Origin of the sequence: Streptomyces sp. NPDC089424 (genome assembly GCF_044749345.1) — a bacterium.
GTDB lineage: Bacteria > Actinomycetota > Actinomycetes > Streptomycetales > Streptomycetaceae > Streptomyces.
The window spans coordinates 1,266,642-1,293,416 of sequence record NZ_JBIVHU010000002.1; the positions used below are offsets into that span (position 1 = coordinate 1,266,642).

Sequence of the window (26,775 nt, forward strand, 5' to 3'; positions counted from 1 at the left end):
TACCGTCCCCACCGCACACGAGGAAGTGGCGCACATGGCCTCCGCAGCATCCGCTCCACCGACGCCGAACAACCTGAAGCGCATCGTCGCCGCGTCCCTCATCGGCACCACCATCGAGTGGTACGACTTCTTCCTCTACGGCTCCGCCGCCGCGCTGGTGTTCAACCAGCTGTTCTTCCCGGACTCCGACCCGCTCGTCGGCACCCTGCTGTCGTTCCTGACCTACGCCGTCGGCTTCGCGGCCCGGCCGCTCGGCGCGCTGGTCTTCGGGCACTACGGCGACCGGCTCGGGCGCAAGAAGCTGCTGGTGCTGAGCCTGCTGCTGATGGGCGGGGCGACCTTCGCGATCGGCCTGCTGCCCACGCACGCCACAATCGGCAGCGCGGCCCCGGTGCTGCTGACGGTGCTGCGCCTCGTACAGGGCTTCGCGCTCGGTGGTGAATGGGGCGGCGCGGTCCTGCTGGTCTCGGAGCACGGGGACGCGAAGCGCCGCGGCTTCTGGGCGTCCTGGCCGCAGACCGGCGCGCCCGCCGGGCAGTTGCTCGCGACCGGTGTGCTGTCCTTCCTCACCGCCGTCCTGTCCGAGAGCGCCTTCAACGGCTGGGGCTGGCGGATTCCCTTCCTGCTCTCCGGTGTTCTGGTGATGGTGGGACTGTGGATCCGGCTGTCCGTCGACGAGTCGCCGGTCTTCCAGCAGGCGCTCGCCCAGGCCGAGGCACGCAAGGCCGACCGCAGCGCGCCGACCGAGAAGATGCCGCTCGTCGCGGTGCTGCGGCACCACTGGCGCGACGTCCTGGTGGCGATGGGTGCCCGCATGGCCGAGAACATCAGCTACTACGTCATCACCGCCTTCATCCTCGTCTACGCCACCACCGCCGCCGGCATCTCCAAGCAGACCGCCCTCAACGCCGTGCTCATCGCGTCGGCCGTGCACTTCGCGGTCATCCCGCTGTGGGGCGCGCTCTCCGACCGGATAGGCCGCCGTCCCGTCTATCTGATCGGCGCGGTCGGCGTCGGTCTGTGGATGTTCCCGTTCTTCTCGCTCATCGACACCGGCGGTTTCGGCAACCTGATCCTCGCCGTGACCGTGGGCCTCGTACTGCACGGGGCGATGTACGCGCCCCAGGCCGCCTTCTTCTCCGAGATGTTCGCGACCCGGATGCGCTACTCCGGCGCCTCCATCGGCGCCCAGTTCGCCTCCGTCGCCGCGGGCGCCCCCGCCCCGCTGATCGCCACCGCCCTGCTGTCCGAGTACGACAGCTCGGCACCGATCGCCCTCTACGTGATCGCCGCAGCGCTCCTGACGATCGTCGCCGTCGGGGTGGCCAAGGAGACCCGCCACCGGGATCTGTCCGACGTCGAACCCGGCACCGGCACGGCCCCCTCGAAGGTCGAGGCGGCCGACGCGCACACCGTCTGACCCGCCCACCGACCCCCGTACGCCGTGCGCGTGCGGGGGTCAGCCGCGTGTCGTCGAGGCCGCCAGCCGGTGCAGCCGCAGGGCGAGTTGGATCTCCAGGGCCCGCGCGGGGCTCTGCCAGTCCTCGCCCAGGAGGCGGCCGACGCGCTCCAGTCGCTGGGCGACCGTGTTGACGTGGACGTGGAGTTCGTCCTTGGTGCGGGCCGGACTCATCCCGCAGGCGAAGTAGGCGTCGAGCGTGCGCAGCAGGTCCGTGCCGCGGCGTTCGTCGTAATCCACCACCTGGCCGATGGTGCGGTCGACGAACCCGGCGATGTCCCGGTCGCCGGCCAGCAGCAGGCCGAGGAATCCGAAGTCCTCGGCGGCCGCCCCGTCGCCGCCGCGTCCGAGCAGGCGCAGGGCATCCAGGCAGCGCCGCCCCTCCTGGTAGGCGGCGGCGACCACGTCCGGACGGGCGGTGAGGTCCTCGACCGGGGCGGACGCGCCGACCGTGACCGCCTCGTGGACGGCTGTGCCCAGTTGCCGGGCGGCGCGGCGGGCCAGGGCCGTCGCGGTGTCGCCGGCGTCCAGCGGCAGCAGCAGGACCGTGCCGCCGTCGCGGGCCGCGGCCAGGCCGTGCCGGGTGGCGGCGAGATGGGAAGCGGCGGACCACAGGCGCCGCCGGGCGTCCGCCTCCTGGTCGGCGTCGGCCGCGGGGCCGTCGAGACGGGCGGCGAGGACGACATGGGTGGCGTCGAGGTCGGCGTGCAGCCGGGTGGCGCGTTCGCGCAGCAGGCGCGGGTCGCGGTCACGGGCGTCGAGCAGGTCGTCGAGCAGTTCGCCCCGGACGCGCTGCTCGGCCTCGGCCGCGGAGCGCCGGGCGAGCAGCAGCAGGGAGGTGACCATCGCGGCGCGCTCCAGGGTGCGCTGGTCGACGGGGTCGAGGCCGGGATGGCCGCGCAGCACCAGCGCGCCGAACAGTTCGCCGCCGGCGGCGACGGCGGCGATCCAGTCGTCGGCGTGCCGCACCGCGTGCCCCTCGGTGCGGAAGGCCTCCAGGGCCTGCGCGGGTGCCGCGGTGGCGTCGCTGAACTCGACCGTGCCGTCGAGGACCTCGGAGACGGCGGCGGCCACGTCGTGCACCCCGCCGCCGCGCAGCACCAGTTCGGCGAGCCGGTCGTGCACGTCGGAGGCGCGTTCGATGACGGCGCTGCGGTCCCGGATGATCTCGTTGGCGCGCTCCAGGCCGGCGAGCGCCGAGCGCGTCTCGGTGAGCAGGTTGGCGGTGTCGATGGCGGCGGCCGCCAGGGCGGCGAAGGAGCCGAGGAGCGCGATCTGCTCCCGCTCGAAGACCCGGGCGCGGCGGTCCGCCGCGAAGAGCACGCCGATGACGTGGTGCCCGAGCATCAGCGGCACGCCGAGGATGGCGACAAGGCCTTCGTCGCGGACGCCCGTGTCGATGGTGTCGGTGTGCTGGAAGCGGTCGTCCTTGAAGTAGTCGTCGGTGACGTACGGCCGGGCCGTCTGCGCGACCAGGCCGCCCAGGCCCTCGCCCATGCCGAGCCGCAGTTGCTGGAAGCGGGCCGCGACGGAGCCCTCCGTGACCCGCATGTAGGTGTCGCCGCGGGCCGGGTCGTTCAGGCTGAGGTAGGCGACGTCGGTGCCGAGCAGCGACCGGGCGCGCTGCACGATCGCCTGGAGGACGGCGTCCAGGTCTCGCAGTCCCGCCAGGTCGTGGGCGGTCTCGAAGAGCGCCGACAGCTCGGCCTCCCGGCGCCGCCGCCCCTCCAGCTCGGACCGGACGCGCAGCGCGAGCAGCTTGGCGTGCTCGAGCGCCGCCATCCACTGCGCGGGCCGTCCCTGGGCGCGGGCCAGCAGCACCGGCTGCTCGTAGGCCTCGGCGGACGCGCCACGGGCCAGCAGCTCCAGGAACGGCGCCTCGGCGCCCGGACCGGATGCCTCGGGGGCGCCGGTGGGGCGCTCGGCGGACTGCACGTGATCGCGGGACATGGTCACAGGATTCCTCATCGCCGGGCCGCCCCGTCAGCCCTGTGGAAAACTCCGGGCGCCCCCGGACCGGGGACGGGTCAGTGCGCGGTCCAGCCGCCGTCGAGCACGAGCGACGCACCGGTCATGAAGGAGGCCTGGGGGCCGCACAGGTAGGCCACGGCCTCCGCGACCTCCTCGGGCTCGATGAGCCGCTTGATCGCGCTGTCCTGGAGCATGACCTCGGACAGCACGCGCTCGTCGGGGATGCCGTGTGCCCGGGCCTGGTCGGCGATCTGCTTCTCGACCAGGGGCGTGCGCACATAACCGGGGTTCACGCAGTTGGAGGTCACCCCGTGCGGTGCGCCTTCCAGGGCGGCCGTCTTGGACAGGCCCTCCAGCCCGTGCTTGGCGGCCACGTACGCCGACTTGAAGGCCGAGGCGCGCAGGCCGTGCACCGAGGAGATGTTCACGATGCGGCCCCACCCCTGGCCGTACATGTGCGGCAGCGCCCCCCGGATGAGCCGGAAGGGCGCCTCCAGCATCACGGTGAGGACGGTGTGGAAGACGTCGGGCGGGAACTCCTCGATGGGCCGGACCAGCTGCAGTCCGGCGTTGTTCACCAGCACGTCGGTGCCGGCCGCCGCTGCCTCGGCGGCCGCCAGGTCGGTCAGGTCGAGGACGCTCGGTTCGACGCTGCCCGGCAGGCCCGCCGCCTGCTCGGTGAGCGCCTCCAGGCCGGCCTCGTCCCGGTCGACCGCTCTGACCTTGGCACCGGCGGCCGCGAGCCGCAGGACACAGGCGCGGCCGATGCCACCGGCGGCGCCGGTGACGAGGGCCGTGCGGCCACCGAGGTCGAGCACAGGGGCGTGGGGGCCCGGGAGGGCGCGGGACGCGGTCATGAGATCGACCCTAGGCAGCCCTCGCCCTCCGACCCATGTGGTCGGCCCCCATACTTCGTTAGAAAGCGGTGGGGTCGAACCATGTGGGTGAGTCCGACAGGGCCTGCTTGATCCGCAGCCGCGCGAACTCGTGGAGATCCGGCAGGGCGTCCACGTCGAACCACCCGACGTCCAGCGATTCGTCGTCGTTGACGCGTGCCTCGCCGCCCACGGCCCGGCAGCGGAACGTGATGTCCATGAACTGGCAGACGTCGTCGTTGTCGTAGGTCACCGGCTTCAGCGCCTGGACCATCACCACCCGCTCCGGCCGGCAGTGCACCGCGGTCTCCTCGTGGACCTCCCGCACGGCGCAGGCGGCGGGCTGCTCCCCGGGGTCCGGGATACCGCCGATCAGCGCCCACCGTCCGGTGTCCGAGCGGCGGTTCAGCAGCACTCTGCCGTCGGCGTCGAAGACGACCGCGGTGACCCCGGGGAGCCACAGCAGCTGGTGCCCGGCGGACGCCCGCAGGGTGCGGATGAAGTCAGGAGTAGCCATGGGGCGACCCTAGCCGGGGGTTCGGGCGGTCCCGGAAGCGGTCCCGGACGCGTTCCAGGAGCGGACGGCGGGCGTACCGCTATCCGTCACCCGCTCGCCGCCCGCGCGCGGCCGCGGCGACCGCCCAGCCGAGACCGCCCGCCGCGACCAGCACCAGGACGATCTCCGGCAGGACGCCGAGGCGGGTCGCCGGCGTCCAGGAGGAACGCAGCGGCACCTCCTGGACCAGCGAGTCGGCGACGAACATGCCGGTCCGCTTGGTGATCGTCCCGTCCGGCATGATGATCGCGCTGACCCCGCTGGTGACCGGCACCGCGACGGTCCGGCTGTGCTCGACGGCACGGACGCGGGACATGGCGAGCTGCTGGTAGGTCATCTCGCTGCGGTCGAAGGTCGCGTTGTTGCTCGGCACCGAGATCAGCTGCGCGCCGTCGACGACCTCGGAGCGCACGGCCCAGTCGAACGCCGCCTCGTAGCAGGTGACGAGGCCGACCGTGGCGCCGTCCATGGCGAACACGCCCGGCTCGCTGCCGCGGCTGAAGTCCTGGCGGACCATCGACGTCCAGCTCTTGTTGATCATGTCGAGCATCGAGCGCAGCGGCAGGTACTCGCCGAAGGGCTGGATCTGCCGCTTGTCGTAGGTGTCGACGGGCCCCTTCTGCGGATCCCACAGGATCTGCTCGTTGAGGAGCCTGCCGTCCCGCTCGACGACGGCGCCGACCGAGATGGGCACCCCGATCGCCTTGGCCGCCCCGTCGATCACCGCGTAGGCGTCGGGGTTGGCGAAGGGGTCGATGTCGGAGGAGTTCTCCGGCCAGAGCACGAAGTCCGGCCGGGCGACCTTCCCCGCCTCGACCTCGGCGGCCAGGCGCTCGGTCTCGCGCGCGTGGTAGTCGAGCACGGCCCGCCGCTGGGAGTTGAAGTCGAGTCCCGCGCGCGGCACGTTGCCCTGGACGACGGCGACCGTCGCGGTGCCGTTCTCGGCCCGGTCGCTCACCAGGGGCCGCGCGGCGAAGGCACCGAGCAGCGGCACGGCCACGGCGAGCAGTGCGACGGCCGCCGCACCCCGCCGCGGCGCGCGCGTGCGGCGCGCCTCCAGACCCAGGCGTACGACGTCGTACAGGCCGAAGCCGCACAGGACCACGGCGAAGCCCAGCACCGGGGTACCGCCGATCGCGGCCAGCGGCAGGAAGAGACCGTCCGCCTGCCCGAAGGCGATCTTGCCCCAGGGGAAGCCTTCGAACGGCACGCGCGCGCGGAGCGCCTCACCGGCCGTCCACACGGCGGCGGCCCACAGGGGCCGGCCGGGGAGTCCGGAGACCGCCGCGACACCCACGCCCACCAGGCCGACGAAGACCGCCTCGATCACCACCAGCGCGAGCCAGGGGCCGGGGCCGACCTCCACGCCGGTCCACACCAGAAGGGGCAGCAGGAAGCCGAGACCGAAGAGATAGCCGAGACCGAAGGCCGCCTTCCAGCTCCGGCCGCGCAGCACCCAGCCGAGGACGGCGAAGGCGGGCAGGGCCAGCCACCACAGGGTGCGGGGCGGGAAGCTGACATAGAGGAGCACTCCGGAGAGCGCCGCTGCGGCGGCCGGGACAAGGGCGCGCAGCGATCGCGCGGCGCGCGACTGGGTCGCGGTGCGCGGGGTCGCGGCGTCCGACTCGTCCACGGAGGTTGCGGTGACGGTCACTCCGGGAGTCTACGGGGGCCCGCTGTGAAGCCGACAGCGTGGCCGGGACGCCCCCCGCCTCGTCGGCCACATCGTTTCTGCACAAGTCGGTGCGACACATCCACAAACCGCCCACAAGCCGTTACGGTGTGGCCGAGCCCAGGTCGCGCGGCGGGACGGCCCGGGCCCGTACAGGTCGGGAGAACGGCCGGTCGCGGGGGGACGGGTGGGGTCCACGGGAGTGACGTCTGTGGCCGATGCGCAGGCCGACGACGAGAGACGCAGCGCCTCCGACGCGGTGGGGGTCGTCGCGCTCGGTGCCTGCGCGCTGTGGTCGCTGATCACGGCGGCCGTGCACGGTGGGCGCCCCGAAGGCGTGCTGCTGGCGGTGCTGGCCGTCACGGCCGGCTATGCGGCGGGCCGCATGAGCGGGGCGATCGCGCCGGTTGCCGCACCCTTGACCGGCGCGCTGGCGGGAGGCGTGCTGACGATCGCCGTTCCGCACCTCTCCCCGGGGCCGCCCCCCGGTGTGCCGCTGGGGCACGCGGGTGCCACGGCCGCCCTGCTCACGCTGGCGACCGGCGCCGCGTGCTGCGCCGCCTGGTCCACGGCCGTCCCGGTGCTGCGCACGGCCCTGTGGGCGGTGGCGGCCGGGATCGTGGCGACCGCGGCCGTGCTCGGCACGATCACCGGGTTCGTCGCCTGTGCGGGGGTGCTGCTCTGCTCGCTGGCGGCCGGGCGGATGGGGCACCGGGGGGTCGGCCTCTCCGGCCTGGCCGTGGTGGCGGCGTCCGTGACCGGCCTGACCTGGGCGGTCGCCGCCGGCGTGCTGCCCGCGGGACCGGCCTCCGCCTTGGAGGGTCCGCTGACCCGGCACCGGGTGGAGCTGTGGCGCGACGCGCTGGCACTCGCCCGCCAGGACCCCGCCCTCGGGGCAGGACCGGGGCGTTTCGGTGAGCTCAGCGCGACCTCGGCGGCGTCCGCGCTGTCCGACGGCAAGCCGCACTCCGCGGTGCTTCAGCAGGCGGCCGAACAGGGGGCCATTGGAGTGACGCTGCTGGCCGCCGCCTTCTGCTGGGTGCTCTACGCGCTGTGGCGCACGGCACGGCCGACGCCGGTCGCGCTGAGCGCGGGCGCGGCGCTGACGGCGCTCGCGGCCATCGCCGCGGTGGGCAACGCGCTCAGCTTCACGGCGGTGTCGGTGGGCGCCGGCCTGCTGGCGGGGCTGGCCACGGCCCGTCCGCTGACGCCGGAACCGGCCGACCGGGAGGGCAGCGCCCCCACCGATCGCCTGGTGACGTGATCCTCGGCGCCCTGCCGGGCAGGTCGGTGCGCCGTAGCGGCGGCATGACCCGGGCGGCCGCCTCGGGCCGCCTCGGTCTCAGCGCACGGCTCCAGGCGTGGTCGGCCGCAGCCGCTCCTTGATGACCCGTACCGCCGCCTCCGCGTCGTCCACGGTGATCGTGAAGGTGTGGCCGTCCCACAGCCGCAGCTCCAGACCCTCACCGCGGCGCACGACGACCGCGGTGCCCTTCTCGGGCCGCCAGCGGTACCCCCAGCCGCCCCAGTGGCGCGGGGTGACGTGCGGCACGAACTTCGCGCCCGCGACCTGCGACAACGGGATGCGCCGACGCGGCACTCCGATGTGGCCGCAGCGCACTTCGAGGCACTCCTTGTCCACCCGCAGCGCGACGTGCACGAAGGCGAGGGTGCCGAACAGCACCAGCAGTCCGGCGGCGATGCAGCCGACCACGGACATCACCAGCGGGGCCAGGCCCTCGTCCGTCCACGCGGAGGCGACGGCCAGCTGGATGCCGAGCGCCAGGCAGGCGGCGCCGACGAGCGCCAGCAACCACTGGACCCGGTTGGTCGCGCGGCCGGTCCAGATGTCGGGATGCGAGGTGCGCTTGCCGTGGGGGTGGTGCCTCATGCCATTGAGACTACTCAGGTTTCGCTGCGCGGGTAGGGGGTCGCGCACAGTGACGAACCGGCACGGGACCCGGTGCGGACCGAAGGATTCCGGTCAGTGACCGGGGGTCACCGCACGGGGCTGGCGGCCGTGAGCAGGCGGCCTTCCTCGTAGGTCAGGGCGGCCGCGGGCAGCGCGCCCTCGCGCCCGCTCAACAGCACGGTCACCGTGCCGAGCAGCGTCGCGGAGGGGGCGGGACGCGCGCCGATGCGCCGCAGCGCCTGTGCCGCCACCGCTCCGGCGGAGCCGTGCAGGACGAGCGGGGGCAGGCCGGGGCGCTGCACCGCGGCGCGGATCCGCTCGGCGACCAGTTCGTAGTGGGTGCAGCCCAGCACGACGGTCGTGACGTCGTCCGGGGTCAGTGCGGCGGCTGCGGTGACCGCGGCGTCGACGGCACTCTCGTCGGCGCGTTCGACCGCCTCCGCCAGACCCCAGCAGGGCACCTCGGCGACGTCCACGCCGTCGGCGAAGTTCTCGATGAGCCCGCGCTGGTAGGGGCTGCCGGTGGTGGCGGGCGTCGCCCAGATCGCGACCGGTCCGCCGCCCGCTGCCGCCGGCTTGATCGCCGGTACCGTGCCGACGACCGGCAGCGCGGGCTCCAGGCGGGCGCGCAGGGCGGTCAGGGCGTGCACGGTGGCGGTGTTGCAGCCGACGATGAGCGCGTCGGGACGGTACGCGGCGGCCGCCTCGGCGACGGCCAGGGCGCGCCCGGTGAGGTCCTCCGGCGTGCGGGGGCCCCAGGGCATGCCGTCGGGGTCGAGGGAGAGCACGAGATCGGCGTCGGGCCGCAGGCGCCGTACCGCTGCGGTGGCCGCCAGCAGACCGATTCCGGAGTCCATGAGCGCGATCTTCACCCGGTCACGATAGACGATGGGCCTCTCGGGGCCGGTCCCGTGGGGCAGACTGCGCGGGTGAGCGCCCTCCTGTGGACCGTCGCCGGATCTCTCGCCGCCTGGCTGTGGCTGCTGCTCTGTCAGGGCTTCTTCTGGCGAACGGACGTTCGCCTTCCCCCTGGTACGCCACCCGCCGTCTGGCCGTCCGTGTGCGTCGTCGTGCCCGCGCGCGACGAGGCCGGTCTGCTCCCTGCCGCCCTGCCCTCGGTGCTCGCGCAGGACTATCCCGGGCGGGCCGAGGTCTTCCTGGTGGACGACGGCAGCACGGACGGCACCGGCGAACTGGCGCGAGAGCTGTCGCGCCGGCACGGAGGGCTGCCGCTCACCGTGTCCTCTCCGGGTGAGCCGCCCGCGGGCTGGACGGGCAAGCTCTGGGCGGTCCGCCACGGCATCGGCCTCGCCCGCGCGCGGGGGCCCGAGTACCTGCTCCTCACGGACGCCGACATCGCGCACGCGCCGGACAGTCTGCGCCGGCTGGTGGCGGCGGCGCACAGCGGCGGCTTCGACGTCGTCTCCCAGATGGCCCGGCTGCGCGTCGAGAGCCTGTGGGAGCGGCTCGTCGTACCGGCCTTCGTCTACTTCTTCGCGCAGTTGTATCCGTTCCGCCGGATCGGGCGGCCGGGCGCGCGGACCTCGGCCGCGGCGGGCGGCTGCGTACTGCTGCGCGCCGAGGCCGCCGCCCGCGCGAGGATCCCCGACGCCATCCGGCACGCCGTCATCGACGACGTGGCGCTCGCACGGGCGGTCCGCCGGAGCGGCGGGCGCATCTGGCTGGGGCTCGCCGACGGCGTGGACAGCGTGCGCCCCTACCCCCGGCTGCACGACCTGTGGCGCATGGTCGCGCGCAGCGCCTACGCCCAGTTGCGGCACAACCCCCTCCTGCTGGCCGGTACGGTCGCGGGGCTCGCCGTGGTGTACCTGGTGCCGCCCGTCGCGCTCGTCGCGGGCCTGGCCCTCGGGAGCATGGCGACCGCGGTGCTGGGCGCGCTGGCCTGGCTCGTGATGACGGGGACGTACCTGCCCATGCTCCGCTACTACGCGCAGCCCCCGTGGCTCGCTCCGCTGCTCCCCTTCACCGCGTTCCTGTACCTCCTCATGACGGTCGACTCGGCGGTGCGGCACTACCGGGGACGGGGCGCGGCCTGGAAGGGCCGCACCTACACGCGTCCGGACGCCGTCCCCGACGAGGGCTGAGCCGGACCGGACTCACTTGCGGCCGGGCGTCCAGTTCATGCCCCACCCGTAGGCGCGGTCGACGGCGCGCTGCATGCTGACGCCGCGGTCGGGGACCAGGTAGCGGGCCTCGCGCTGGACGACCAGGTCCTGGCCGGTGTTGGTGATGAGCGCGAGCGCGCACACCGGGGAGGGGACCGTGCACTCGTCGAGGGAGAACTCGATCGGCGCGCCGAACTGCGGGTGCAGGGTGACCGTGGCGTGCAGGTCGGCGAAGGAGCGGGCGCCCTCGTAGATGGTGACGAAGACGAGGATGCGCCGGAACGCGTTCTTGTGGTCGAGGTTGATGGTGAGGTTCTCGCCGCTCGCCACGGCACCGGTGCGGTCGTCGCCGTCGAGGTGGATGTAGGGCGGCTGGTGCAGCGATCCGAAGGTGTTGCCCAGGGCCTGGACGACGCCCTTGCTGCCGTCGTTGAGTTCGAACAGGGCACACAGGTCGAGGTCGAGGTCCGCGTGCAGGGCGACCGCCCGGCCGCGCTTGCTGCCCCATCCGGAGAACTGTTTGCGCACCTGCCAGTTGAGGTTCACGCGCATGGCACCCGACGTTCCGCCCTGCTTGGTGAGCGACACCGAAGGGGACGCCTTGGTGAGCGTGACCTTGGTGAGCTGGACGGGGGCGGGCGGGGCCGGAGGGGAGACCGGCGGCGGGGCCGGGAGGGGCGGGGTGACGTTCGCCGGCCGGGGCGGGGCGACCGGGGGCGCGACGGGCGCGGTGGGCTGCGGCTCGTCCACGGTGATGCCGTAGTCCGTGGCCAGACCCTCCAGGCCGCTGCTGTACCCCTGACCGACGGCGCGGAACTTCCAGGCGCCCTGGCGCCGGTAGAACTCACCCAGTACGTACGCCGTTTCGACGGTCGCGCCCACGCTGTCGAACCGGGCCGCCACGGTTCCCCGGCCGGCGTCCTTGACCTCGATGTAGAGCCCCGGTACCTGGGCGAACGTCCCGCCGTCGGCGGAGGCGACGAGCACCACCGTCTCGATGGCCGGCTCCACGCGCGTGAGGTCGACGACCAGGGTGTCGGTGACCCGGCCGCCGTCGTCCCGCTTGCCCTCGTGCCGGATCGCCCCGGAGGAGTGCTGCGGCTGGTTGTAGAAGACGAAGTCCGCGTCCGAGCGGACCTTGCCGCCCACCAGCAGCAGCGCCGAGGCGTCGGTGTCGGGCACACCCGGCCCGGAGCGCCACCCCAGTTCCACCCGCAGCGCCGTCGTCGGCACCGGGACGTTGGATCCCTTCGGCATTGACATGTCCGCCCCCATCAGCAGTCACCACGCCAGGTCTCAGGCCCCGGCATCGCGTCGCGTTCGTCGCGCCTCCCAACGTATTGCCCACGACGGCGGACGCCCATGAGGAGTGCGAAAAGACGGGTGGTCAACCGCCGGTAACCCCCTGGGAACTGAGCCTTTACACGATCCGAACACCGCGTGGTGCCCTTTTTTCCCAAGTTCGCTCGCATTGGGGATCCCACGTCACCGCCGACACGGAAAAGAACCCTCTTATCGGTCTCCCCAACCAGCACATCGTGGGCTTAACTTATGTGCCATGACCTCCCCCCGCTCCACCTATGGCGGCGGCTACTACTCCGCCTCCTTCCCGGACACCCCGATCTACGACTCGCTCGTGGCCGAACGGGGCACCCCGCAGATCGCCCCGATCCGGGTTCCCGCCGCGTACGACACCCCGGGCAGCCACCTGGCGCCGAACAGCCACCTGCCCGCCCTCCCGTCCGCGCTGCCCGCCCTCCCGGCGGCCCCCTCGCAGCCCTCGTACGGCTACCCCCAGGCGCAGCAGCCCGCACCGCTGCAGCAGGCGCCGACGGCGTACATCCCGCAGCAGGCGGGCCCGCCGCGCGGTTACCCCGGCCCGCAGCAGCCGCGCCCCGCGGCGCCCGGCGGCACGGGGTACGAGGCGATGCGCCCGGCGGCTCCCCGGCCCAACCCGGCGCCGTACCAGGACCCGTACAACAACCAGCAGTACCGGGGTTACTGATCCTTCGGTGAGGTCGTCGGCGCCGACTGGCACGATGGCCTCATGGGGAACGCGGAGCTGCTGTCGATTCACGTCCATCCGGTCAAGGCGTTCCGGGGCCAGGCACCCCGTGAGGCCGTCGTGGAGCCCTGGGGGCTGGCCGGGGACAGACGCTGGGTGCTGATCGACGACGGGGGAAAGGTCGTCACCCAACGCCAGCAGCCGCGCCTCGCGCTCGCCGCCGCCGAGCTCGTGCCCGGCGGCGTCCAGCTGTCCGGCCCCGGCCTGGAGCCGTTGACCGTGCCCGTCCCGGAGGCGGCGGGCACGGTCACGCTGGACATCTTCGGCACCAAGGTGGAGGGGGTCCTCGCCGGCGACTTCGCGCACGCCTGGTGCAGTGCCTATCTCGGGGTGCCCGCGCGTCTGGTCCACATGGACGACCCGGCCACGCGCCGGCCGGTGGACCCGGGCTACGCGCTGCCCGGCGAGACGGTCTCGTTCGCCGACGCCTGCCCGCTGCTGCTCACCTCGGCCGCCTCGCTCGACGCCCTCAACTCGCTGATCGCCGAGGACGGTCTGGCCGAGGAGGGCCCCCTGCCGATGAACCGGTTCCGGCCCAACGTCGTCGTCGGGGGCACCGCGCCCTGGGCCGAGGACGGCTGGCGGCGCATCGCCGTCGGCGAGGTCGAGTTCCGCGTCGCCAAAATGTGCGGCCGCTGCGTCGTGACCACGACCGACCAGGAAACCGCCGCACGCGGCCGGGAGCCCCTGCGCACGCTCGGACGGCACCGCCGGATCGGCGGCAGCCTGATCTTCGGGCAGCATCTCGTGCCCCGGTCCCTGGGCACGATCCGCGTCGGCGACCCGGTGCGCGTCCTCGACTGAGCGACGTCGCCGGCGGCGGGCCGGGCGGGAACCCGGCGGCGGGACCCGGGCGTTGGATTTCACGTGAGGCGTTCGTAAGAGGTAGGGGGACGCCCGTGACATCGCTCTCTCTTCGAGCGGTGACGCGGGCGAACGGCTCCGCCGGGGGTTGTCATGGAGCGGGAAGGGGGGCGGCAGGATGCGCGCTGTTCGCGGTCTGTGGCACTGGCGGCACAATCCGCTGTGCCGAGCTACCGATCTCATGGAGGCGTGGGTGGCACTGGCCGCCCTGCTGCTGATACTCCTCGTCGCGCCCGTGATCGGCGCTCTCGCGGGCTCCGCCGCCCAGGAGGACCTCCAGCGGGCGGTCCGGGAGCAGGAGGAGTCCCGGCGGCTGGTGACCGCCACGGTGGTGCGGAAGCTGGAGCGGTCCGCGCTCGCCGCCGATCCCGAGACGGCCGTGCGGGACAACAGGTCACGTGTGCAGGCCCGCTGGACCGCCCCGGACGGCACCGGGCGCAGCGGTCCGGTCACCGCCCGGCTCAGGGATCCGGAGCCGGGTGACCGGTTCGCGCTCTGGACCGACGCGCAGGGGCGCACGGCGGCGCGCCCGCTGGATTCCGCGACGGCGACGACGCACGCCGTGCTCGCCGGGTTCGGCGCCGCGCTGCTGACCGTGTGCCTGGTCGAGGGCGGCAGACGGCTCGTGGTGTGGCGCATGGTCCTTCGCCGGTACGCGCGTTGGGACCAGGCATGGGACCGGGCGGGCCCGGACTGGGGCAGGACCGGCACCGGCAGCTGACGGCCTTCCGGCTCCGGTCAATGCGGCGTCCGCGCGCACGCTACGGTGGACCGGCCGAAGTGCGTTTCGGCATCGACCTGCGCACGAGCTAGCTTCCGGGGCAGTGGTGTCCCGAGGGCGATCGAGCCATCAGTACGACCGAGGTGGGGGCACAGCAACGCCATGGCACAGGGCACGGTCCAGGTGACGCACGCCGGTACGTCGCGGTGGCGGCGCCGCACAGGTGAGTACGCCTCGCTCGCCGCCGCCCTGGAGGCCGCGGCGGACGGTGACGTCCTCACCGTCGCCCCGGGGACCTACCGGGAGAACCTCGTCGTGCAGCGGGCGGTGACCCTGCGCGGACCCGAGGGCTCCCCCGGCTCGGTGCGGATCGCGCCCGTCGACGGGGTGCCGCTCACCGTGCGCGCCTCCGCGGTGATCCAGGACCTGCTCGTGGAGGGCCAGGACGCGGCGGCGCCCGCGCTGCTCGTCGAGGAGGGCACACCGGAGCTGACCGACGTCCGGGTCGTCACACGGTCCGCCGCCGGGATCGAGGTCCGCGGCAGCGCCCGGCCGACGGTGCGGCGGTGCACCGTCGACAACCCGGCGGGCATCGGGATCGCCGTGGTCGACGGCGGCTCAGGGGTGTTCGAGGACTGCGAGGTCGTCGCCGCCGGACAGGCGGGCGTGGCGGTGCGCGGCGGCGGGCATCCGCGCCTGGAGCGCTGCCGGGTGCACCACGCCGCCGGTTCGGGCCTCACCGCGACCGGGGAGAACTCCGCGCTGGAGGCCGTGGGGTGCGAGGTGTACGAGGTCCGCGGCAGCGGTGTCCAGATCACCGGCCGGGCCACGGCCCACCTCACCGACTGCGACGTCCACCGCACCACGGCCGACGGGGTCACCCTCGACACGGACGCGGTGCTCACCCTCGCCGACTGCCGTATCCACGACATCCCGGAGAACGCGGTCGACCTGCGCTCCCGCTCCGTCCTCACACTGACCCGCACCAGCGTGCGCCAGTTCGGGCGCAACGGCCTGTCGGTCTGGGACCCGGGCACCCGCGTGGACGCCAACCAGTGCGAGATCTTCGACAGCACCGGCGACTACCCGGCGGTGTGGGTCAGCGACGGCGCCACGGCGGTGCTGGACTCCTGCCGGGTGCACGACGTGCCCGACGCGCTGTTCGTCCTCGACCGCGGCTCGCGCGCGGACGTCGTCGACAGCGACCTCTTCCAGGTACGCAACACGGCCGTGTCGGTGAGCGACGGCGCGACCGCGCAGCTCGACGACTGCCGGATCAGGGACGCCGCGACCGGCGCGTGGTTCCGCGACCACGGCAGCGGCGGCACGCTCGCCAACTGCACGCTGGACGGCACCCAGACCGGGGTGATCGTCACCAAGGGCGCCGACCCCACCATCGAGCGGTGCACCGTCGACTCCCCCGCCGAGGCCGGTTTCTACGTGTCGGCGGGCGGGCGCGGCAGCTTCCTGAACTGTCAGGTGCGCGGCAGCGGCGGGTACGGCTTCCATGTCCTCGACGGCTGCCGCTCGACGCTCCGCAAGTGCCGCACGGAGCGGTGCGCGCGCGGCGGTTACGAGTTCGCGGAGGGCGCTCCCGACGCCGAGTCGGGCACCGGACCCGTCGTGGAGGACTGCACCAGCGACGAGAGCGCGGGGCTGCGCACCCCGACGGCGCCCCCCGAGCCGGCCGTCCAGACCACCGGTCGCACGCCGGGGCTGCTGGGCGCGATCCCCGGGCAGCGCACGACCGAGCAGGAGCCGCCGGCCGGTGCCGCCGAGCCGCAGCCACCCGCCCGGACCTCCAAGGCCGTCCTCGGCGAACTGGACGCCCTGGTGGGCCTGGACAGCGTCAAGCGCGAGGTGCGGGCGCTCACCGACATGATCGAGGTGGGCCGGCGCCGCCAACAGGCGGGCCTCAAGGCCGCGTCGGTCAAGCGGCACCTGGTCTTCACGGGCTCCCCCGGCACCGGGAAGACCACGGTCGCCCGGCTGTACGGCGAGATCCTCGCCTCGCTCGGGGTGCTGGACAAGGGCCACCTGGTGGAGGTGTCCCGTGTCGATCTGGTCGGCGAGCACATCGGCTCGACGGCCATCCGCACCCAGGAGGCCTTCGAACGGGCGCGTGGCGGCGTGCTGTTCATCGACGAGGCGTACGCGCTGTCCCCCGAGGACGCGGGCCGGGACTTCGGCAAGGAGGCCATCGACACGCTCGTGAAGCTGATGGAGGACCAGCGGGACGCGGTGGTGGTGATCGTCGCGGGCTACACGGCGGAGATGGAGCGCTTCCTGTCCGTCAACCCCGGTGTGGCGTCCCGCTTCTCACGCACCATCACCTTCAGCGACTACGGCCCCGAGGAGCTGCTGCGGATCGTCGAGCAGCAGGCGGAGGAGCACGAGTACCGGCTGGCGCCGGGCGCCGCGGAGGCGCTGCTGAAGTACTTCACGGCCGTCCCGAAGGGCCCCGCGTTCGGCAACGGCCGCACCGCGCGGCAGACCTTCGAGGCGATGGTGGAACGCCACGCGAGCCGTGTCGCCCAGGTCGACGAGCCGAGCACGGACGAGCTGACCCTGCTGTACGCGCAGGATCTGCCCGACCTCACCTGAGCCCGGCCGGTCCGGGCGGGTCCCCGGGGCGCTGGGCCGGCAGCCCCGGGCCGAGCCGGTCGAGCAGGTGGCCGCGCTCGCGGTCGAAGGTCGGATCGGCCTGGTAGTCGGAGTGGCCGAGGATCGGGGCGGGCAGCGGGTGGAGGTCGCTGCGGGCGTGGGCCATGGGATCCCGCATCGGCTCGCAGTCGACCTGCGGACCGTCGCCGGCGGACACCCGCACGGGGCCACCGATCGGGTCGGTGAGCCGGTACAGGTTGCGCCAGCAGTCGACCTCCTCGTGCAGCGCGGCGAGCGAGGCCGGGCCGAAGTGGGCGGGGAACCAACGACCGTACAGCCGCTCCAGCGGTGAGCCGTACGTCAGCAGCGCGACCCGGCTGCGCACGGCCGGGGTCAACTGCCAGGCCGCAGCGGCGGCGAGGACGCTGCCCTGCGAGTGGCCGGAGATCACCAGCCGGCCGCCCGTGGTGCGGGTCCAGGTGGTGATGCGCCAGGTCAGGTCCGGCACCGCGCGCTCCGCGTAGCAGGGCGGGGAGAAGGGGTGGGCGGCGCGCGGCCAGAAGGTGCCGACGTCCCACAGGACACCGACGGTGCGCCGCGCGGACATGTCCTTGTAGGCGCGCCGGCCCAGGGTGACGAACAGGATGAAGCCGAAGCCGACCAGCCAGGAGCCGAGCGCCTGGGAGGTGTCGGCGGCGCCGTGGACGAACGGGTGGGTGTGCCGCGCGGCCGCGCCGGGGGTTTTGTCCGTCGCCATCGCGCCGACCAGCGCGCCGGTGCCGAGGATCAGGGAGACGGCGGAGACGGCCGCGATGAAGAGGGGGCCGCGGTCGGTGAGCGTGGCCATCGCGCGGGTGCGGGCGATACGGCGGGTGCGGTCCGGGTCCTTGGCCTCTCCCGCGTAGTCCCTCTCGACGACGGCGCGTTCGGCGCGGGCCAGCCGCAGGGTGCGCGAGGCCTGCCAGCCGGCCAGCAGCACCAGGACCACGAGCAGCGCGGGGATCACCGACGCCTGCCAGGTCAGCACGACCGGCGGTCCTGACAGGGAGGCCCGGGTGCCGTCCAGCCAGTCGGCGACCCGCTGGGACACGCCGCCGGACATCACGCCGCCCAGCGCGCAGGCCAGCATCGCGACGGCGGGTCCGGCCAGGCCGCGCATCGCGGTGCGCGGGTCGGGGTCGCTGCGGTACAGCAGGTGGGCGACGACCGCGAGGACGATCACCAGCAGGCCCTGGGCCAGTGCGAGGCCGCCGAAGGCCGCGTCGCCCGGCAGCCGGCCGGCCGATTCCCATGCCGGGCGGTCCCAGCAGGCGTACACCAGGGTCAGGGCGAGCAGGACGAGGGAGGCGAGCGGCAGGTGCCGTACGAAGGAGGCGTCGATCTCGCGGTCGAGGTGCTTCTCGCTGCGGCCGCGCCGGCAGACCACCACGACCACCGCGGCCGCGGCGAGGACCAGCGCCACCTCCAGCGCCCGGCCCAGCGTCTCCAGGACGGCCGGGCCGCCCGCCTCGCGGTCGTGGCGGGCGGCGGCCTGGACGACGGCGGCGGCCACCGTGAGCAGACCGGCGGCGGTGTGGGCGCCACGCAGCCGGGCGACCAGGCGCCTGCCGTACCAGAAGCCGGGGCGGCCGAGCGCGCTGCGGGCGTGCTCGTCGGATTCACGGACGAGCGGCTGCTCCGACTCGTACGCGCTCCAGGTGCGCCGGGAGAGGTACCAGAGCAGGCCGACCAGGGCGGCAGGCACCAGGGAGGCGAGGGCGAGGCGGCGGCCCGGCGGGCTCCACCAGCCGTCGCCGGACGCGGTGGGCGACAGGAAACCCAGCCAGGTGTGCCGTTCGGCGCACGCGCGCGTGCCGGCGCACTGCCAGGCCGTGAGGTCCAGGGCGACCTCGCAGGCGGCCGCGACCAGCAGCACGGTGAGGCTGAGACCGACGAGCCGCACCAGCAGTCCGTACAGGCGGATCGTCGCCGCCCGGTCGCGGGCCGAGGGGCGCATCCAGTGGGCGAGGTTGGCCACCATGAACGGGAGTAACAGCAGCCACAGGGCTCGCGCCCCGTTCCCGGAGGTCAGGTTGCACCAGACGTAGGCCTCCGGCACCGGGCGGCGGTCGCCGCTCTCGCGGCCGGCGGGGCGGTCCTCCGCGTCCACGTCGTCGGCGCGGCGGAAGACGGCCGCCGTGTCGTCGCCGGAGACCCGTACGGTGCGGGGGTCGTCCAGCATGTGCTCGGGCGTCGCGCCGCCCACGCCGTGGACCAGCAGTTCCAGGGTGGCCCCGGTCCCCGCCGCCCGTGTCGCGGGACCGGCCGCCCCGTCGTTCCGCCCGTCCAGCCCGTCCCGGCCGTCCAGGCCGCGTTCCTGCGCGCTCTCCACTGTCCGCACTTCCCCCGTGTCCTTCGCACTTCCCCCGGGACGCGCCGTCGGCATGTCCATGCGGCACCAGGATCTCCCGTCCGGAGGGCTTGCACACCCCTCGTCACGGAATCTCCCCGATCCGTGTGAGGGGCGAGCGCCGGATGGGACGCAGGTGACATGTGCGCGTCGCGCAACCGGTGGCGCGGCTCCGGCCAAGCCGTGCGAATATGGGACGCCCACGCGCCGGGCGCGCGAGAATGGCCTAGTGGGAGCAGGTGCGAGGGTGTGCAGGACGGCTTGAGGAAAGGACCGGAGCGTACGTGAGTGAGAATCAGAACCTCCTCGCGGAGCAGCGGCGCGCCCTGATCCTGGACGAGGTGCGGCGGCGCGGCGGCGTACGCGTCAACGAGCTGACCCGCAAGCTCGGCGTGTCCGACATGACCGTCCGCCGCGATCTGGACTCGCTGGCCCGCCAGGGCGTCCTGGAGAAGGTGCACGGCGGTGCCGTGCCGGTGCTGGAGGCGAGCACGCACGAGCCGGGCTTCGAGGCCAAGTCGGGCCTGGAGCTCAGCGCCAAGGAGGACATCGCGAAGGCCGCCGCCCAGCTGGTCGCGCCGGGCTCCGCGATCGCGCTGTCGGGCGGTACGACGACGTACGCGCTGGCGCATCATCTGCAGGAGGTCGCCGACCTCACCGTGGTCACGAACTCGGTGCGCGTGGCCGACGTCTTCCACTCGGCGCAGCGCTCCTCGGGACAGCGGCAGGGCGCCGCCACCGTCGTGCTGACCGGCGGGGTGCGCACGCCCTCCGACTCCCTGGTGGGGCCGGTCGCCGACCAGGCCGTCGCCACGCTCCACTTCGACGTGCTGTTCCTCGGCGTGCACGGGATATCGGCGGAGGCAGGTCTGTCGACGCCGAACCTCGCCGAGGCCGAGACCAACCGGCGGCTGGTGCAGTCGGCCCGGCGGGTCGTGGTGGTCGCCGACCACACCAAGTGGGGCACCGTGGGGCTCAGTTCGTTCGCGACGCTGGACCAGGTGGACACGCTGGTGACCGACTCCGGGCTGGCCGACGAGGCGCGCGAGGAGATCGCGGAGCATCTGCGGCAGCTGATCGTGGCGGGCGAGGACGAGGGCGCCGACGAGCTCTGAGCCCGTGCGCGGCGCCCACGCGGCGCAGACACGCGGCGCGGTGCCCACTAGGGTGAGCGGCCCGGTCACCGCCCGTCGCACAGGGGGTTTCGCATGGCGCGCCGACTGCGTCCGGTGGAGGTCGACTTCGCCCGGTCCGCTCCGGTACGGCTGGTCTTCGCACGGCGGATCACCGCTTCCCCCGAGTCCGTCTTCCGGGCGCTGGCCGAGGACGTGACCGACTGGCCGCGGTGGTTCTCGGCCGTGACGCTGGCCCGGCCGACCGAGGACGGCGCCGGGCGGGAGGTCAGGCTGCGGGGCGGTACGCGGTTCGCCGAGACCGTCCTCGTGGCCAAGGCGCCCGAGGTGTACGCGTATCGCGTCGACGAGACCAACGCGCCGGGCGTCCGCGCGCTCGTCGAGGAGTGGCGGCTCACGCCCGCGGGGACCGGTACGCGGGTGCAGTGGACGTTCGCGGCCGACGGGCCTGTGGCGTTCCGCGGGGTGCTGAGGCTGGCGCGGCCGGGCCTCGCGCGGGCGTTCCGCGACGCGGTGACGGCGCTGGACCGGCGGCTGGCCGGGTAGGGAGCCGGAAGTCCGCCCGGGGGCGGTGCGGCTCAGTCCGGCCAGACGCCCGTGGCGAGCAGCGAGTCGATGGCGGCACTGTACGGGGCGATGTCCAGGCCCTGTTCGGCGAGCCAGGCGTCCGAGTAGTACTTGTCGAGGTAGCGGTCGCCCGGGTCGCACAGCAGGGTGACCACGCTGCCCGTACGGCCCTCGGCGACCATCTCGGCGACGATCTTCAGGGCGCTCCACAGCCCGGTGCCCGTCGAGCCGCCCGCCTTGCGGCCGATGCCCTGCTCCAGGGCGCGCACGGCGGCGACGCTCGCCGCGTCCGGCACCTTCATCATCCGGTCGATCGCGCCGGGCACGAAGCTCGGTTCCATCCGGGGGCGGCCGATGCCCTCGATGCGGGAGCCGCAGTCGCAGGTGACGTCCGGGTCGCCGGTCGTCCAGCCCTCGAAGAAGCAGGAGTTGTCCGGGTCGGCGACGCAGACGCGCGTGTCGAACTGCATGTAGTGGACGTAGCGCGCGATCGTCGCGGAGGTGCCGCCGGTGCCGGCCGTGGCGACGATCCACGCGGGCTCCGGGAACCGCTCCAACTCCAGCTGACGGAAGATGGATTCGGCGATGTTGTTGTTGCCGCGCCAGTCCGTGGCCCGTTCCGCGTAGGTGAACTGGTCCATGTAGTGGCCGCCGGTCTCGGCCGCGAGGCGGGCCGACTCCTCGTACATCTTGCGGGAGTCGTCCACGAAGTGGCAGCGGCCGCCGTGGAATTCGATCAGACGGCACTTCTCGGCACTCGTCGTGCGGGGCATCACCGCGATGAAGGGGACGCCGATCAGCTTCGCGAAGTACGCCTCGGAGACGGCCGTCGAACCGCTGGACGCCTCGATCACCGGACGGTCCGGACGGATCCAGCCGTTGCACAGGCCGTAGAGGAACAGCGAGCGGGCGAGGCGGTGCTTGAGGCTGCCGGTGGGGTGGGTCGACTCGTCCTTGAGGTAGAGGTCGATGCCCCAGTGCTCCGGCAGCGGGAAGCGCAGGAGGTGCGTGTCGGCCGAGCGGTTGGCGTCGGCCTGGACCTTGCGCACGGCGTCCTTGAGCCAGACGCGATAGGCGGAGTCGGTGCGGTCGACGTCGAGGGTGGCGCCGGTCCGGGTCTGCTGGGGGATGGTCACGGCGGGGCTCCTTAGGGGCTGCACGCCGACGGCGGTTCACGCGGCCGACACACCGATCATAAGCAGCTTGCGCACGCTTCTCACCTGCATAAACGCATCTTTGGGGCGCTCAAAGGGGGGTGATGGGGGCGGGGTGGGGTACCGGTGCGCCGCGGACCCCGCGGCCGGGCACCTCACCGCGGGGCGGCGCGCTCCTCGGGGGCGCATTCACGTGAGTGCACCGGGTGGCCTATGCCTCGGTGACGTGCGCACTGGTGCGCGACTGCGGGGCCGTGCAGACTGCACCGGGTGCGACGGACACCCGGAAGAGGACCCGCAGGCGACGAGGGGGCGGGAGGGCATGGCGGAGTCGGAGTTCACGGCCTTGGGCGTGCGCATCGGACAGGGACTGCGCTCACTCACCCGGGCCGGGCAGGTCCGGATCAGCGGCGGCCGGGTCGAGCTGCTCACGAGCTACGGCAGCGAGATCGACAGCGCCCCGGTGCAGGCCGTGCGGGCGTCGCGGCCGTGGTTCGCGGCCGGGGACCGGGCACTGGCCGACCTCAACGGCAAGCGGTACGTGCTGACCCTGGGCGAAGGGGACCCCGCCCCGGGCGAGCCGGGGCCGCCCGCGGCACGCCGGTTCATCGAGGCCGTCCGCAGGGCGGCGGGGCGCGGCACCTGAGCGGGACCCGACACCGCGGGCCGCACAGGGCCGGCCTCGGACCGGTGCCGACGGACACCGCCGTCCGACCCGCACGCGCACGGCCAGGCCCGGACAGCGGGCGTTCGCCGGGGCGTGCGGCCTCCGGTGGGCGGGGCGACCCGCAGCGCACCGGCGCCGACAGGAAGCGCGTACGCGTACGGACAGGCCCGGACAGCGGGCGTTCGCCGGGGCGTGCGGCCTCCGGTGGGCGGGGCGACCCGCAGCGCACCGGCGCCGACAGGAGGCACGTACGCGCAGGGACGGCCAAGGACCAGCGCCGCGAGCCGATGCACGGGCGCGAGCCGAGGTGGCGCGGCCCCGCCGGACGGCGCGACCCGCGGGGAGCCGGACCCGGCAGACGGCACATGCCCGCACGGGCAGGCACGAACCGGCGGCACAAGCCGACGCACGCCGCCATCGCCGAACGGCACCAACCGACCCACACCGCCATCGCCGGACGGCACCAACCGACCCACGCCGCCATCGCCGGACGGCACCAGCCGCGACGGCCCGCCTCCGTCGGACGGCGCGCACCGAAGTGGGGCGGCACGGACCGACACCGCGAGCCGCGGTCGGGCGGTTCCGGTGGACGGCGCCGGCGGCGCCGGCCGATGCGCACCCGCGCCGGCAGGGGGCGGCCAGCGATGTGGCCGAGACGCGACGGCCCCACCCCCCGTACGGAACACCGCGAGTTGCGGCCTCACACCCCTTGCGCCACTCTGGTCTCACGTCACTCTGGGTTTACCGGCGATAACGCTGCGAACCAGCCCGCCGGACACGACAGCAGGCGGCCGTTTTCACGCAGGCGCTGCTGGATCCGAACTCCGTGTTCTTCCGGACCTCACGTCGGGGAGTCGCAGCCGTGATCAGTCACCCAAGCAGGCACTGCACGGTGGAGCTCCAAGCCCTGCCGTCGCGGATCGGCCAGGTCCGCAGAATCGTATCTGCGCAGTTGCGCTACTGGCATCTGGATCCCCTGATAGACCGAGCGGCGCTCGGTGTGACCGAGTTGCTCTCGAACGTCCACCGGCACGCCCAGCCCGACAAGACCTGCACCGTCGAGATCGAGCTCCTGCTCGACCGCCTCACCGTCTCCGTGCACGACCGTGACCCCCGCCTGCCCGTCGTGGCCGACGCGGACCCGCTGGCCACCTGCGGACGCGGACTCGCCATGGTGGCGGCGATGAGCGAGAGCTGGGGCGTGCGGCCGGACGGCGACAACGGGAAGATCGTGTGGTTCACGCTGCCCACGACGACGCCCGCCGTGAAGGCACCCCCGCACCCCGCCCGCCGCACGCTCACGGAACCGGTGCGCCGCTTCGCGGAGGTCGAACCGGTCGGCCGGGCGCCCGAACACACTCCCGCCCGGTCGGCCGTTGCCGGCTGACCGGGCGGTGAGCGCACCACGCGCCGCGCGCTGAGCGGCGGCACCGCGCGGCACCGGCGGGCGTCGGGTCGAGTCCGGCGGGGCGTCAGACCTCCTCGCGCCCGGCGCCGCGGCCGAACTGCTCGTCGAGGACGGACAGTCGGCGCCAGTACTCGTCCTCGTCGATCTCACCGGCGGCGAAGCGCCGGCCGAGGACGGCGAGGGGCGAGTCGCCGGCCGGGCGGGCGACGTGGGCCGGGTGCCAGGGCGCGCGGCGGCCGCGCCATACGGTGCGGCGTGCCAGGGTCACGGCCCCGAGGATCACGGCGGCCCAGATCAGCGGGAAGAACAGGATCCACGGGCCGGGGCCGCCGTATCCGTGGGCGAGTGTCTGCATGGCGGGTCGTCTCCAGTCGTCTCGGTCGGGGGCGTACGTCGATGCCTTCGAGCCTCCCGCCGCGGGCGGCCCGGGTCGTCGTCCCCCCGAGGGCAGTGGGGGTACCTCGCGGGGAGTGGATGAGCATCCGGCGGCTGCTCCAGGACCCGGGGCGGCACCGGCCTGGATCTCTGTAACTACCAGTATGTACAGTGACCTCATGAGCACCTCGGAGCGACTGATCGAGTCCACCCGTGAGCTGTTGTGGGAACGCGGCTACGTGGGCACCAGCCCCAAGGCGATCCTGGAGCGCGCGGGCGCCGGCCAGGGCAGCATGTACCACCACTTCCAGGGCAAGCCCGACCTCGCCCTGGCCGCGATCCGGCGGACCGCGGACGAGATGTGGGCCACCGCCGAGGCGGTGCTCGGCGGGCCGGGCACGCCCTACGAGCGCATCGCGGCGTATCTGCGGCGCGAGCGCGACGTGCTGCGCGGCTGCCCGGTCGGCCGGCTGACGATGGACCCGGACGTGATCGCCAGCGACGCGCTGCGCGCACCTGTCGACGAGACGCTGGGCAGGCTCCGCACACGGCTGGCCGAACTGGTCGAGGAGGGCCGGGAACAGGGCCAGTTCCCCCCGCATCTGGACGGTGCGGAGATCGCCGCGACGATCGTCTCGACCGTGCAGGGCGGGTACGTCCTGGCGCGCGCGTCCGGTTCCCCGGCCGCCTTCGACGCGGGGGTGCGGGGCCTGCTCGCCCTGCTCGCCCCGGCGGGCCGGGAGGACTGAACCGGTGCACGCCATGCAGTACGAGGCCACCCTGCCCGCCGACTACGACATGGACATCGTCCGCGCGCGTGTGGCACGTCTCGGCCATCTGCTGGACGACTGGGAGGGCCTGGGACTCAAGGCGTATCTGCTCCGCGAGCGCGGGGTGCACGGATCTCCCGTGAACCAGTACGCGCCGTTCTACCTCTGGCGCACCATGGAGGGCATGAACTCCTTCCTGTGGGGAGGCGGATTCCAGCGCCTCAGCGACGACTTCGGGCGGCCCGCCGTGCGGCAGTGGACGGGGCTGGCGTACGAGGAGGGCGTGGATGCCGACGCACCCGCGCGCGTGGCGGTGCGCAGCAGCGTGCCCGTGCCGCAGGGCGCGGTGCTGTCGGAGGCGGTCGGGGACGCGGTGCGCGAGGCGGGGCGGCTGGCCGCCGGGGACGGGGCGGTGTGCGCGGCGGCTGCCGTCGACACCGCGCGCTGGGAGCTGGTCCACTTCTCGCTCTGGGCGGACGTCCCGGCCGAGGCGGTGGGCGAGGTGTTCGAGGTGCTGCACCTGTCCGCGCCGCAGCGGCGGTCGCTGCCCCGGGGGCGTCAGTGGTGAGCACGGTCCGTACCGTGCTGGGGGACGTCCTTCCCGAGCGGCTGGGCGTGTGCGACGCCCATGATCACCTGTTCCTCTCGACTCCCCTGCTGCCCGGCAACGAGCTGCGGGACGCCGCGGCGGCGCGGGCCGAGCTGGCCGCTTTCCGCGCGCAGGGCGGGGGCTGCGTCATGCAGTGGACGCCGTACGGGCTGGGGCGCCGGGCCGCCGATCTGCCCTCGCTCGCCCGGGACAGCGGGGTGCACGTCGTGGCCGCCACGGGGCTGCACCAGGCCGGTCACTACGGCGAGGGGACGCTGGAGCGGCTGCGCGGGCGGCTCGCGGAGGTCTTCGTCGCCGAACTGACGGCGGGCATCGGCACGTCGGGCGTCCGTGCGGGCTTCGTCAAGGTCGCGGGCGGTTTCCACGCGCTGGACGCGCACGCCCGCTGGACCATGGCCGCCGCGGCCGAGGCCCAGCACGCAACCGGGGCGCCCGTCGCCGTCCACCTGGAGCTGGGCACGGGCGCACTGGACGTACTGGACCTGCTGTGCGGGGAGTTGGGCGTGCCGCCGCACCGGGTGATCCTCGGGCACCTCAACCGCTCCCCCGACCTCGTGGTGCACCGCCAGGTCGCCGAGGCGGGCGCCTACCTCGCCTTCGACGGCCCCTCACGGGCCCACCACGCCACCGACTGGCGCATGCCCGACGCCGTACGGGAGCTCGCGGAGGCCGGATTCGGGGACCGGCTGCTCCTCGGCGGCGACACCACCACGGCGGGGGCGCGCTCGGTGAGCGGCGGCCCGGGGATGCCGTATCTGCTGCGCCGGGTGCGGCCGAGGCTCGCACCGGAGGTGGGCGCGAAGGTGGTGGAGCGGATGCTGACGGAGAACGCGTGGCGCGCCTTCTCCGCGGAGTGGGCCTGAGAGGCGACGCCCCT

The 26,775-nt window shown here is 73.9% G+C and carries 24 protein-coding genes; 14 read left to right on the plus strand and 10 right to left on the minus strand.

The features are described from left to right. Nucleotides 1-34 precede the first annotated feature (34 nt). Entirely contained in the window at nucleotides 35-1,420 is a 1,386-nt protein-coding gene (locus ACIP2X_RS13225) for an MFS transporter (protein ID WP_401671427.1), read from the plus strand. Nucleotides 1,421-1,459: 39 nt separating this feature from the next. Here ACIP2X_RS13225 and ACIP2X_RS13230 read toward each other — a convergent pair whose 3' ends face one another. From ACIP2X_RS13230 to lnt, 4 genes are all read right to left on the minus strand, one after another. Next, on the minus strand, nucleotides 1,460-3,409 hold the full coding sequence (locus ACIP2X_RS13230) for a helix-turn-helix domain-containing protein (RefSeq protein WP_401671430.1): 1,950 nt from the start codon (nucleotides 3,407-3,409) through the stop codon (nucleotides 1,460-1,462). A 77-nt stretch (nucleotides 3,410-3,486) separates the two neighbouring features. Beyond that, entirely contained in the window at nucleotides 3,487-4,287 is an 801-nt protein-coding gene (locus tag ACIP2X_RS13235) for a 3-hydroxybutyrate dehydrogenase (RefSeq protein WP_401671433.1), read from the minus strand. A gap of 58 nt (nucleotides 4,288-4,345) precedes the next feature. Then, a complete protein-coding gene (locus ACIP2X_RS13240; RefSeq protein WP_401671435.1) occupies nucleotides 4,346-4,822 on the minus strand; it encodes an NUDIX hydrolase in 477 nt (158 codons plus the stop codon). Nucleotides 4,823-4,901: 79 nt separating this feature from the next. Next, nucleotides 4,902-6,515, minus strand: coding sequence for an apolipoprotein N-acyltransferase (lnt, locus tag ACIP2X_RS13245; protein WP_401671438.1), 1,614 nt, complete (start codon nucleotides 6,513-6,515; stop codon nucleotides 4,902-4,904). A 229-nt stretch (nucleotides 6,516-6,744) separates the two neighbouring features. On the opposite strand from lnt, the gene ACIP2X_RS13250 reads away from it, so the two are divergent. Next, nucleotides 6,745-7,797, plus strand: a complete 1,053-nt coding sequence (locus ACIP2X_RS13250; RefSeq protein ID WP_401671441.1) for an O-antigen ligase family protein — start codon at nucleotides 6,745-6,747, stop codon at nucleotides 7,795-7,797. Nucleotides 7,798-7,875: 78 nt separating this feature from the next. Here ACIP2X_RS13250 and ACIP2X_RS13255 read toward each other — a convergent pair whose 3' ends face one another. Together ACIP2X_RS13255 and ACIP2X_RS13260 are read right to left on the minus strand one after the other, a co-directional pair. Next, nucleotides 7,876-8,424 (minus strand): hypothetical protein, encoded by a 549-nt coding sequence (locus ACIP2X_RS13255; protein WP_401671444.1) that lies wholly within the window; start codon nucleotides 8,422-8,424, stop codon nucleotides 7,876-7,878. A 107-nt stretch (nucleotides 8,425-8,531) separates the two neighbouring features. Next, nucleotides 8,532-9,317, minus strand: a complete 786-nt coding sequence (locus ACIP2X_RS13260; protein WP_401671446.1) for a glutamate racemase — start codon at nucleotides 9,315-9,317, stop codon at nucleotides 8,532-8,534. A gap of 39 nt (nucleotides 9,318-9,356) precedes the next feature. Between ACIP2X_RS13260 and ACIP2X_RS13265 the strand changes: the two genes are divergently transcribed. Beyond that, entirely contained in the window at nucleotides 9,357-10,550 is a 1,194-nt protein-coding gene (locus tag ACIP2X_RS13265; RefSeq protein WP_401671449.1) for a glycosyltransferase, read from the plus strand. A gap of 12 nt (nucleotides 10,551-10,562) precedes the next feature. Here ACIP2X_RS13265 and ACIP2X_RS13270 read toward each other — a convergent pair whose 3' ends face one another. Then, nucleotides 10,563-11,828 carry a TerD family protein gene (locus ACIP2X_RS13270; protein WP_401672350.1) on the minus strand — a complete coding sequence of 422 codons (1,266 nt, stop codon included), beginning with the start codon at nucleotides 11,826-11,828 and terminating at the stop codon, nucleotides 10,563-10,565. A 301-nt stretch (nucleotides 11,829-12,129) separates the two neighbouring features. Here ACIP2X_RS13270 and ACIP2X_RS13275 point away from each other — a divergent pair, with 301 nt between their 5' ends. The 4 genes from ACIP2X_RS13275 (at nucleotide 12,130) to ACIP2X_RS13290 (ending at nucleotide 16,825) form a co-directional block, all read left to right on the plus strand. Then, a complete protein-coding gene (locus tag ACIP2X_RS13275; RefSeq protein WP_401671451.1) occupies nucleotides 12,130-12,576 on the plus strand; it encodes a DUF6643 family protein in 447 nt (148 codons plus the stop codon). A gap of 42 nt (nucleotides 12,577-12,618) precedes the next feature. Beyond that, nucleotides 12,619-13,440 carry an MOSC domain-containing protein gene (locus ACIP2X_RS13280; RefSeq protein ID WP_401671453.1) on the plus strand — a complete coding sequence of 274 codons (822 nt, stop codon included), beginning with the start codon at nucleotides 12,619-12,621 and terminating at the stop codon, nucleotides 13,438-13,440. 178 nt (nucleotides 13,441-13,618) lie between these two features. Continuing rightward, a complete protein-coding gene (locus ACIP2X_RS13285) occupies nucleotides 13,619-14,221 on the plus strand; it encodes a hypothetical protein (protein WP_401671456.1) in 603 nt (200 codons plus the stop codon). Between the two features lie 162 nt (nucleotides 14,222-14,383). Next, complete coding sequence (locus ACIP2X_RS13290; RefSeq protein ID WP_401671458.1) at nucleotides 14,384-16,825, plus strand: right-handed parallel beta-helix repeat-containing protein; 2,442 nt, start codon at nucleotides 14,384-14,386, stop codon at nucleotides 16,823-16,825. Here ACIP2X_RS13290 and ACIP2X_RS13295 read toward each other — a convergent pair. Next, nucleotides 16,818-19,196, minus strand: coding sequence for a hypothetical protein (locus ACIP2X_RS13295; RefSeq protein WP_401672353.1), 2,379 nt, complete (start codon nucleotides 19,194-19,196; stop codon nucleotides 16,818-16,820). The two genes, ACIP2X_RS13290 and ACIP2X_RS13295, sit on opposite strands and share 8 nt — an antisense overlap. 302 nt (nucleotides 19,197-19,498) lie before the next feature. On the opposite strand from ACIP2X_RS13295, the gene ACIP2X_RS13300 reads away from it, so the two are divergent. Then, nucleotides 19,499-20,329: a DeoR/GlpR family DNA-binding transcription regulator gene (locus ACIP2X_RS13300; RefSeq protein ID WP_401671461.1), complete on the plus strand. Its 831-nt coding sequence runs from the start codon at nucleotides 19,499-19,501 to the stop codon at nucleotides 20,327-20,329. Nucleotides 20,330-20,422: 93 nt separating this feature from the next. Continuing rightward, complete coding sequence (locus ACIP2X_RS13305; RefSeq protein WP_401671463.1) at nucleotides 20,423-20,893, plus strand: SRPBCC family protein; 471 nt, start codon at nucleotides 20,423-20,425, stop codon at nucleotides 20,891-20,893. A 32-nt stretch (nucleotides 20,894-20,925) separates the two neighbouring features. Here ACIP2X_RS13305 and ACIP2X_RS13310 read toward each other — a convergent pair whose 3' ends face one another. After that, the gene (locus ACIP2X_RS13310; RefSeq protein WP_401671466.1) at nucleotides 20,926-22,050 is read right to left on the minus strand and encodes a PLP-dependent cysteine synthase family protein; all 1,125 of its coding nucleotides are present in this window, start codon (nucleotides 22,048-22,050) and stop codon (nucleotides 20,926-20,928) included. A 340-nt stretch (nucleotides 22,051-22,390) separates the two neighbouring features. On the opposite strand from ACIP2X_RS13310, the gene ACIP2X_RS13315 reads away from it, so the two are divergent. Then, nucleotides 22,391-22,714, plus strand: coding sequence for a hypothetical protein (locus ACIP2X_RS13315; protein ID WP_401671468.1), 324 nt, complete (start codon nucleotides 22,391-22,393; stop codon nucleotides 22,712-22,714). A gap of 883 nt (nucleotides 22,715-23,597) precedes the next feature. Then, nucleotides 23,598-24,122 (plus strand): ATP-binding protein, encoded by a 525-nt coding sequence (locus ACIP2X_RS13320; RefSeq protein ID WP_401671471.1) that lies wholly within the window; start codon nucleotides 23,598-23,600, stop codon nucleotides 24,120-24,122. Nucleotides 24,123-24,207: 85 nt separating this feature from the next. Here ACIP2X_RS13320 and ACIP2X_RS13325 read toward each other — a convergent pair whose 3' ends face one another. After that, on the minus strand, nucleotides 24,208-24,498 hold the full coding sequence (locus ACIP2X_RS13325) for an SHOCT domain-containing protein (protein ID WP_401671474.1): 291 nt from the start codon (nucleotides 24,496-24,498) through the stop codon (nucleotides 24,208-24,210). Nucleotides 24,499-24,682: 184 nt separating this feature from the next. Here ACIP2X_RS13325 and ACIP2X_RS13330 point away from each other — a divergent pair, with 184 nt between their 5' ends. The 3 genes from ACIP2X_RS13330 to ACIP2X_RS13340 are packed head-to-tail and all read left to right on the plus strand — an operon-like array spanning nucleotide 24,683 to nucleotide 26,761. Further along, nucleotides 24,683-25,267, plus strand: a complete 585-nt coding sequence (locus tag ACIP2X_RS13330; protein WP_401671477.1) for a TetR/AcrR family transcriptional regulator — start codon at nucleotides 24,683-24,685, stop codon at nucleotides 25,265-25,267. Nucleotides 25,268-25,271: 4 nt separating this feature from the next. Further along, complete coding sequence (locus tag ACIP2X_RS13335) at nucleotides 25,272-25,856, plus strand: DUF4865 family protein (protein ID WP_401671479.1); 585 nt, start codon at nucleotides 25,272-25,274, stop codon at nucleotides 25,854-25,856. Next, nucleotides 25,853-26,761: a phosphotriesterase gene (locus ACIP2X_RS13340; RefSeq protein ID WP_401671481.1), complete on the plus strand. Its 909-nt coding sequence runs from the start codon at nucleotides 25,853-25,855 to the stop codon at nucleotides 26,759-26,761. The genes ACIP2X_RS13335 and ACIP2X_RS13340 overlap by 4 nt, the downstream gene beginning before the upstream one ends. Nucleotides 26,762-26,775 lie beyond the last annotated feature (14 nt).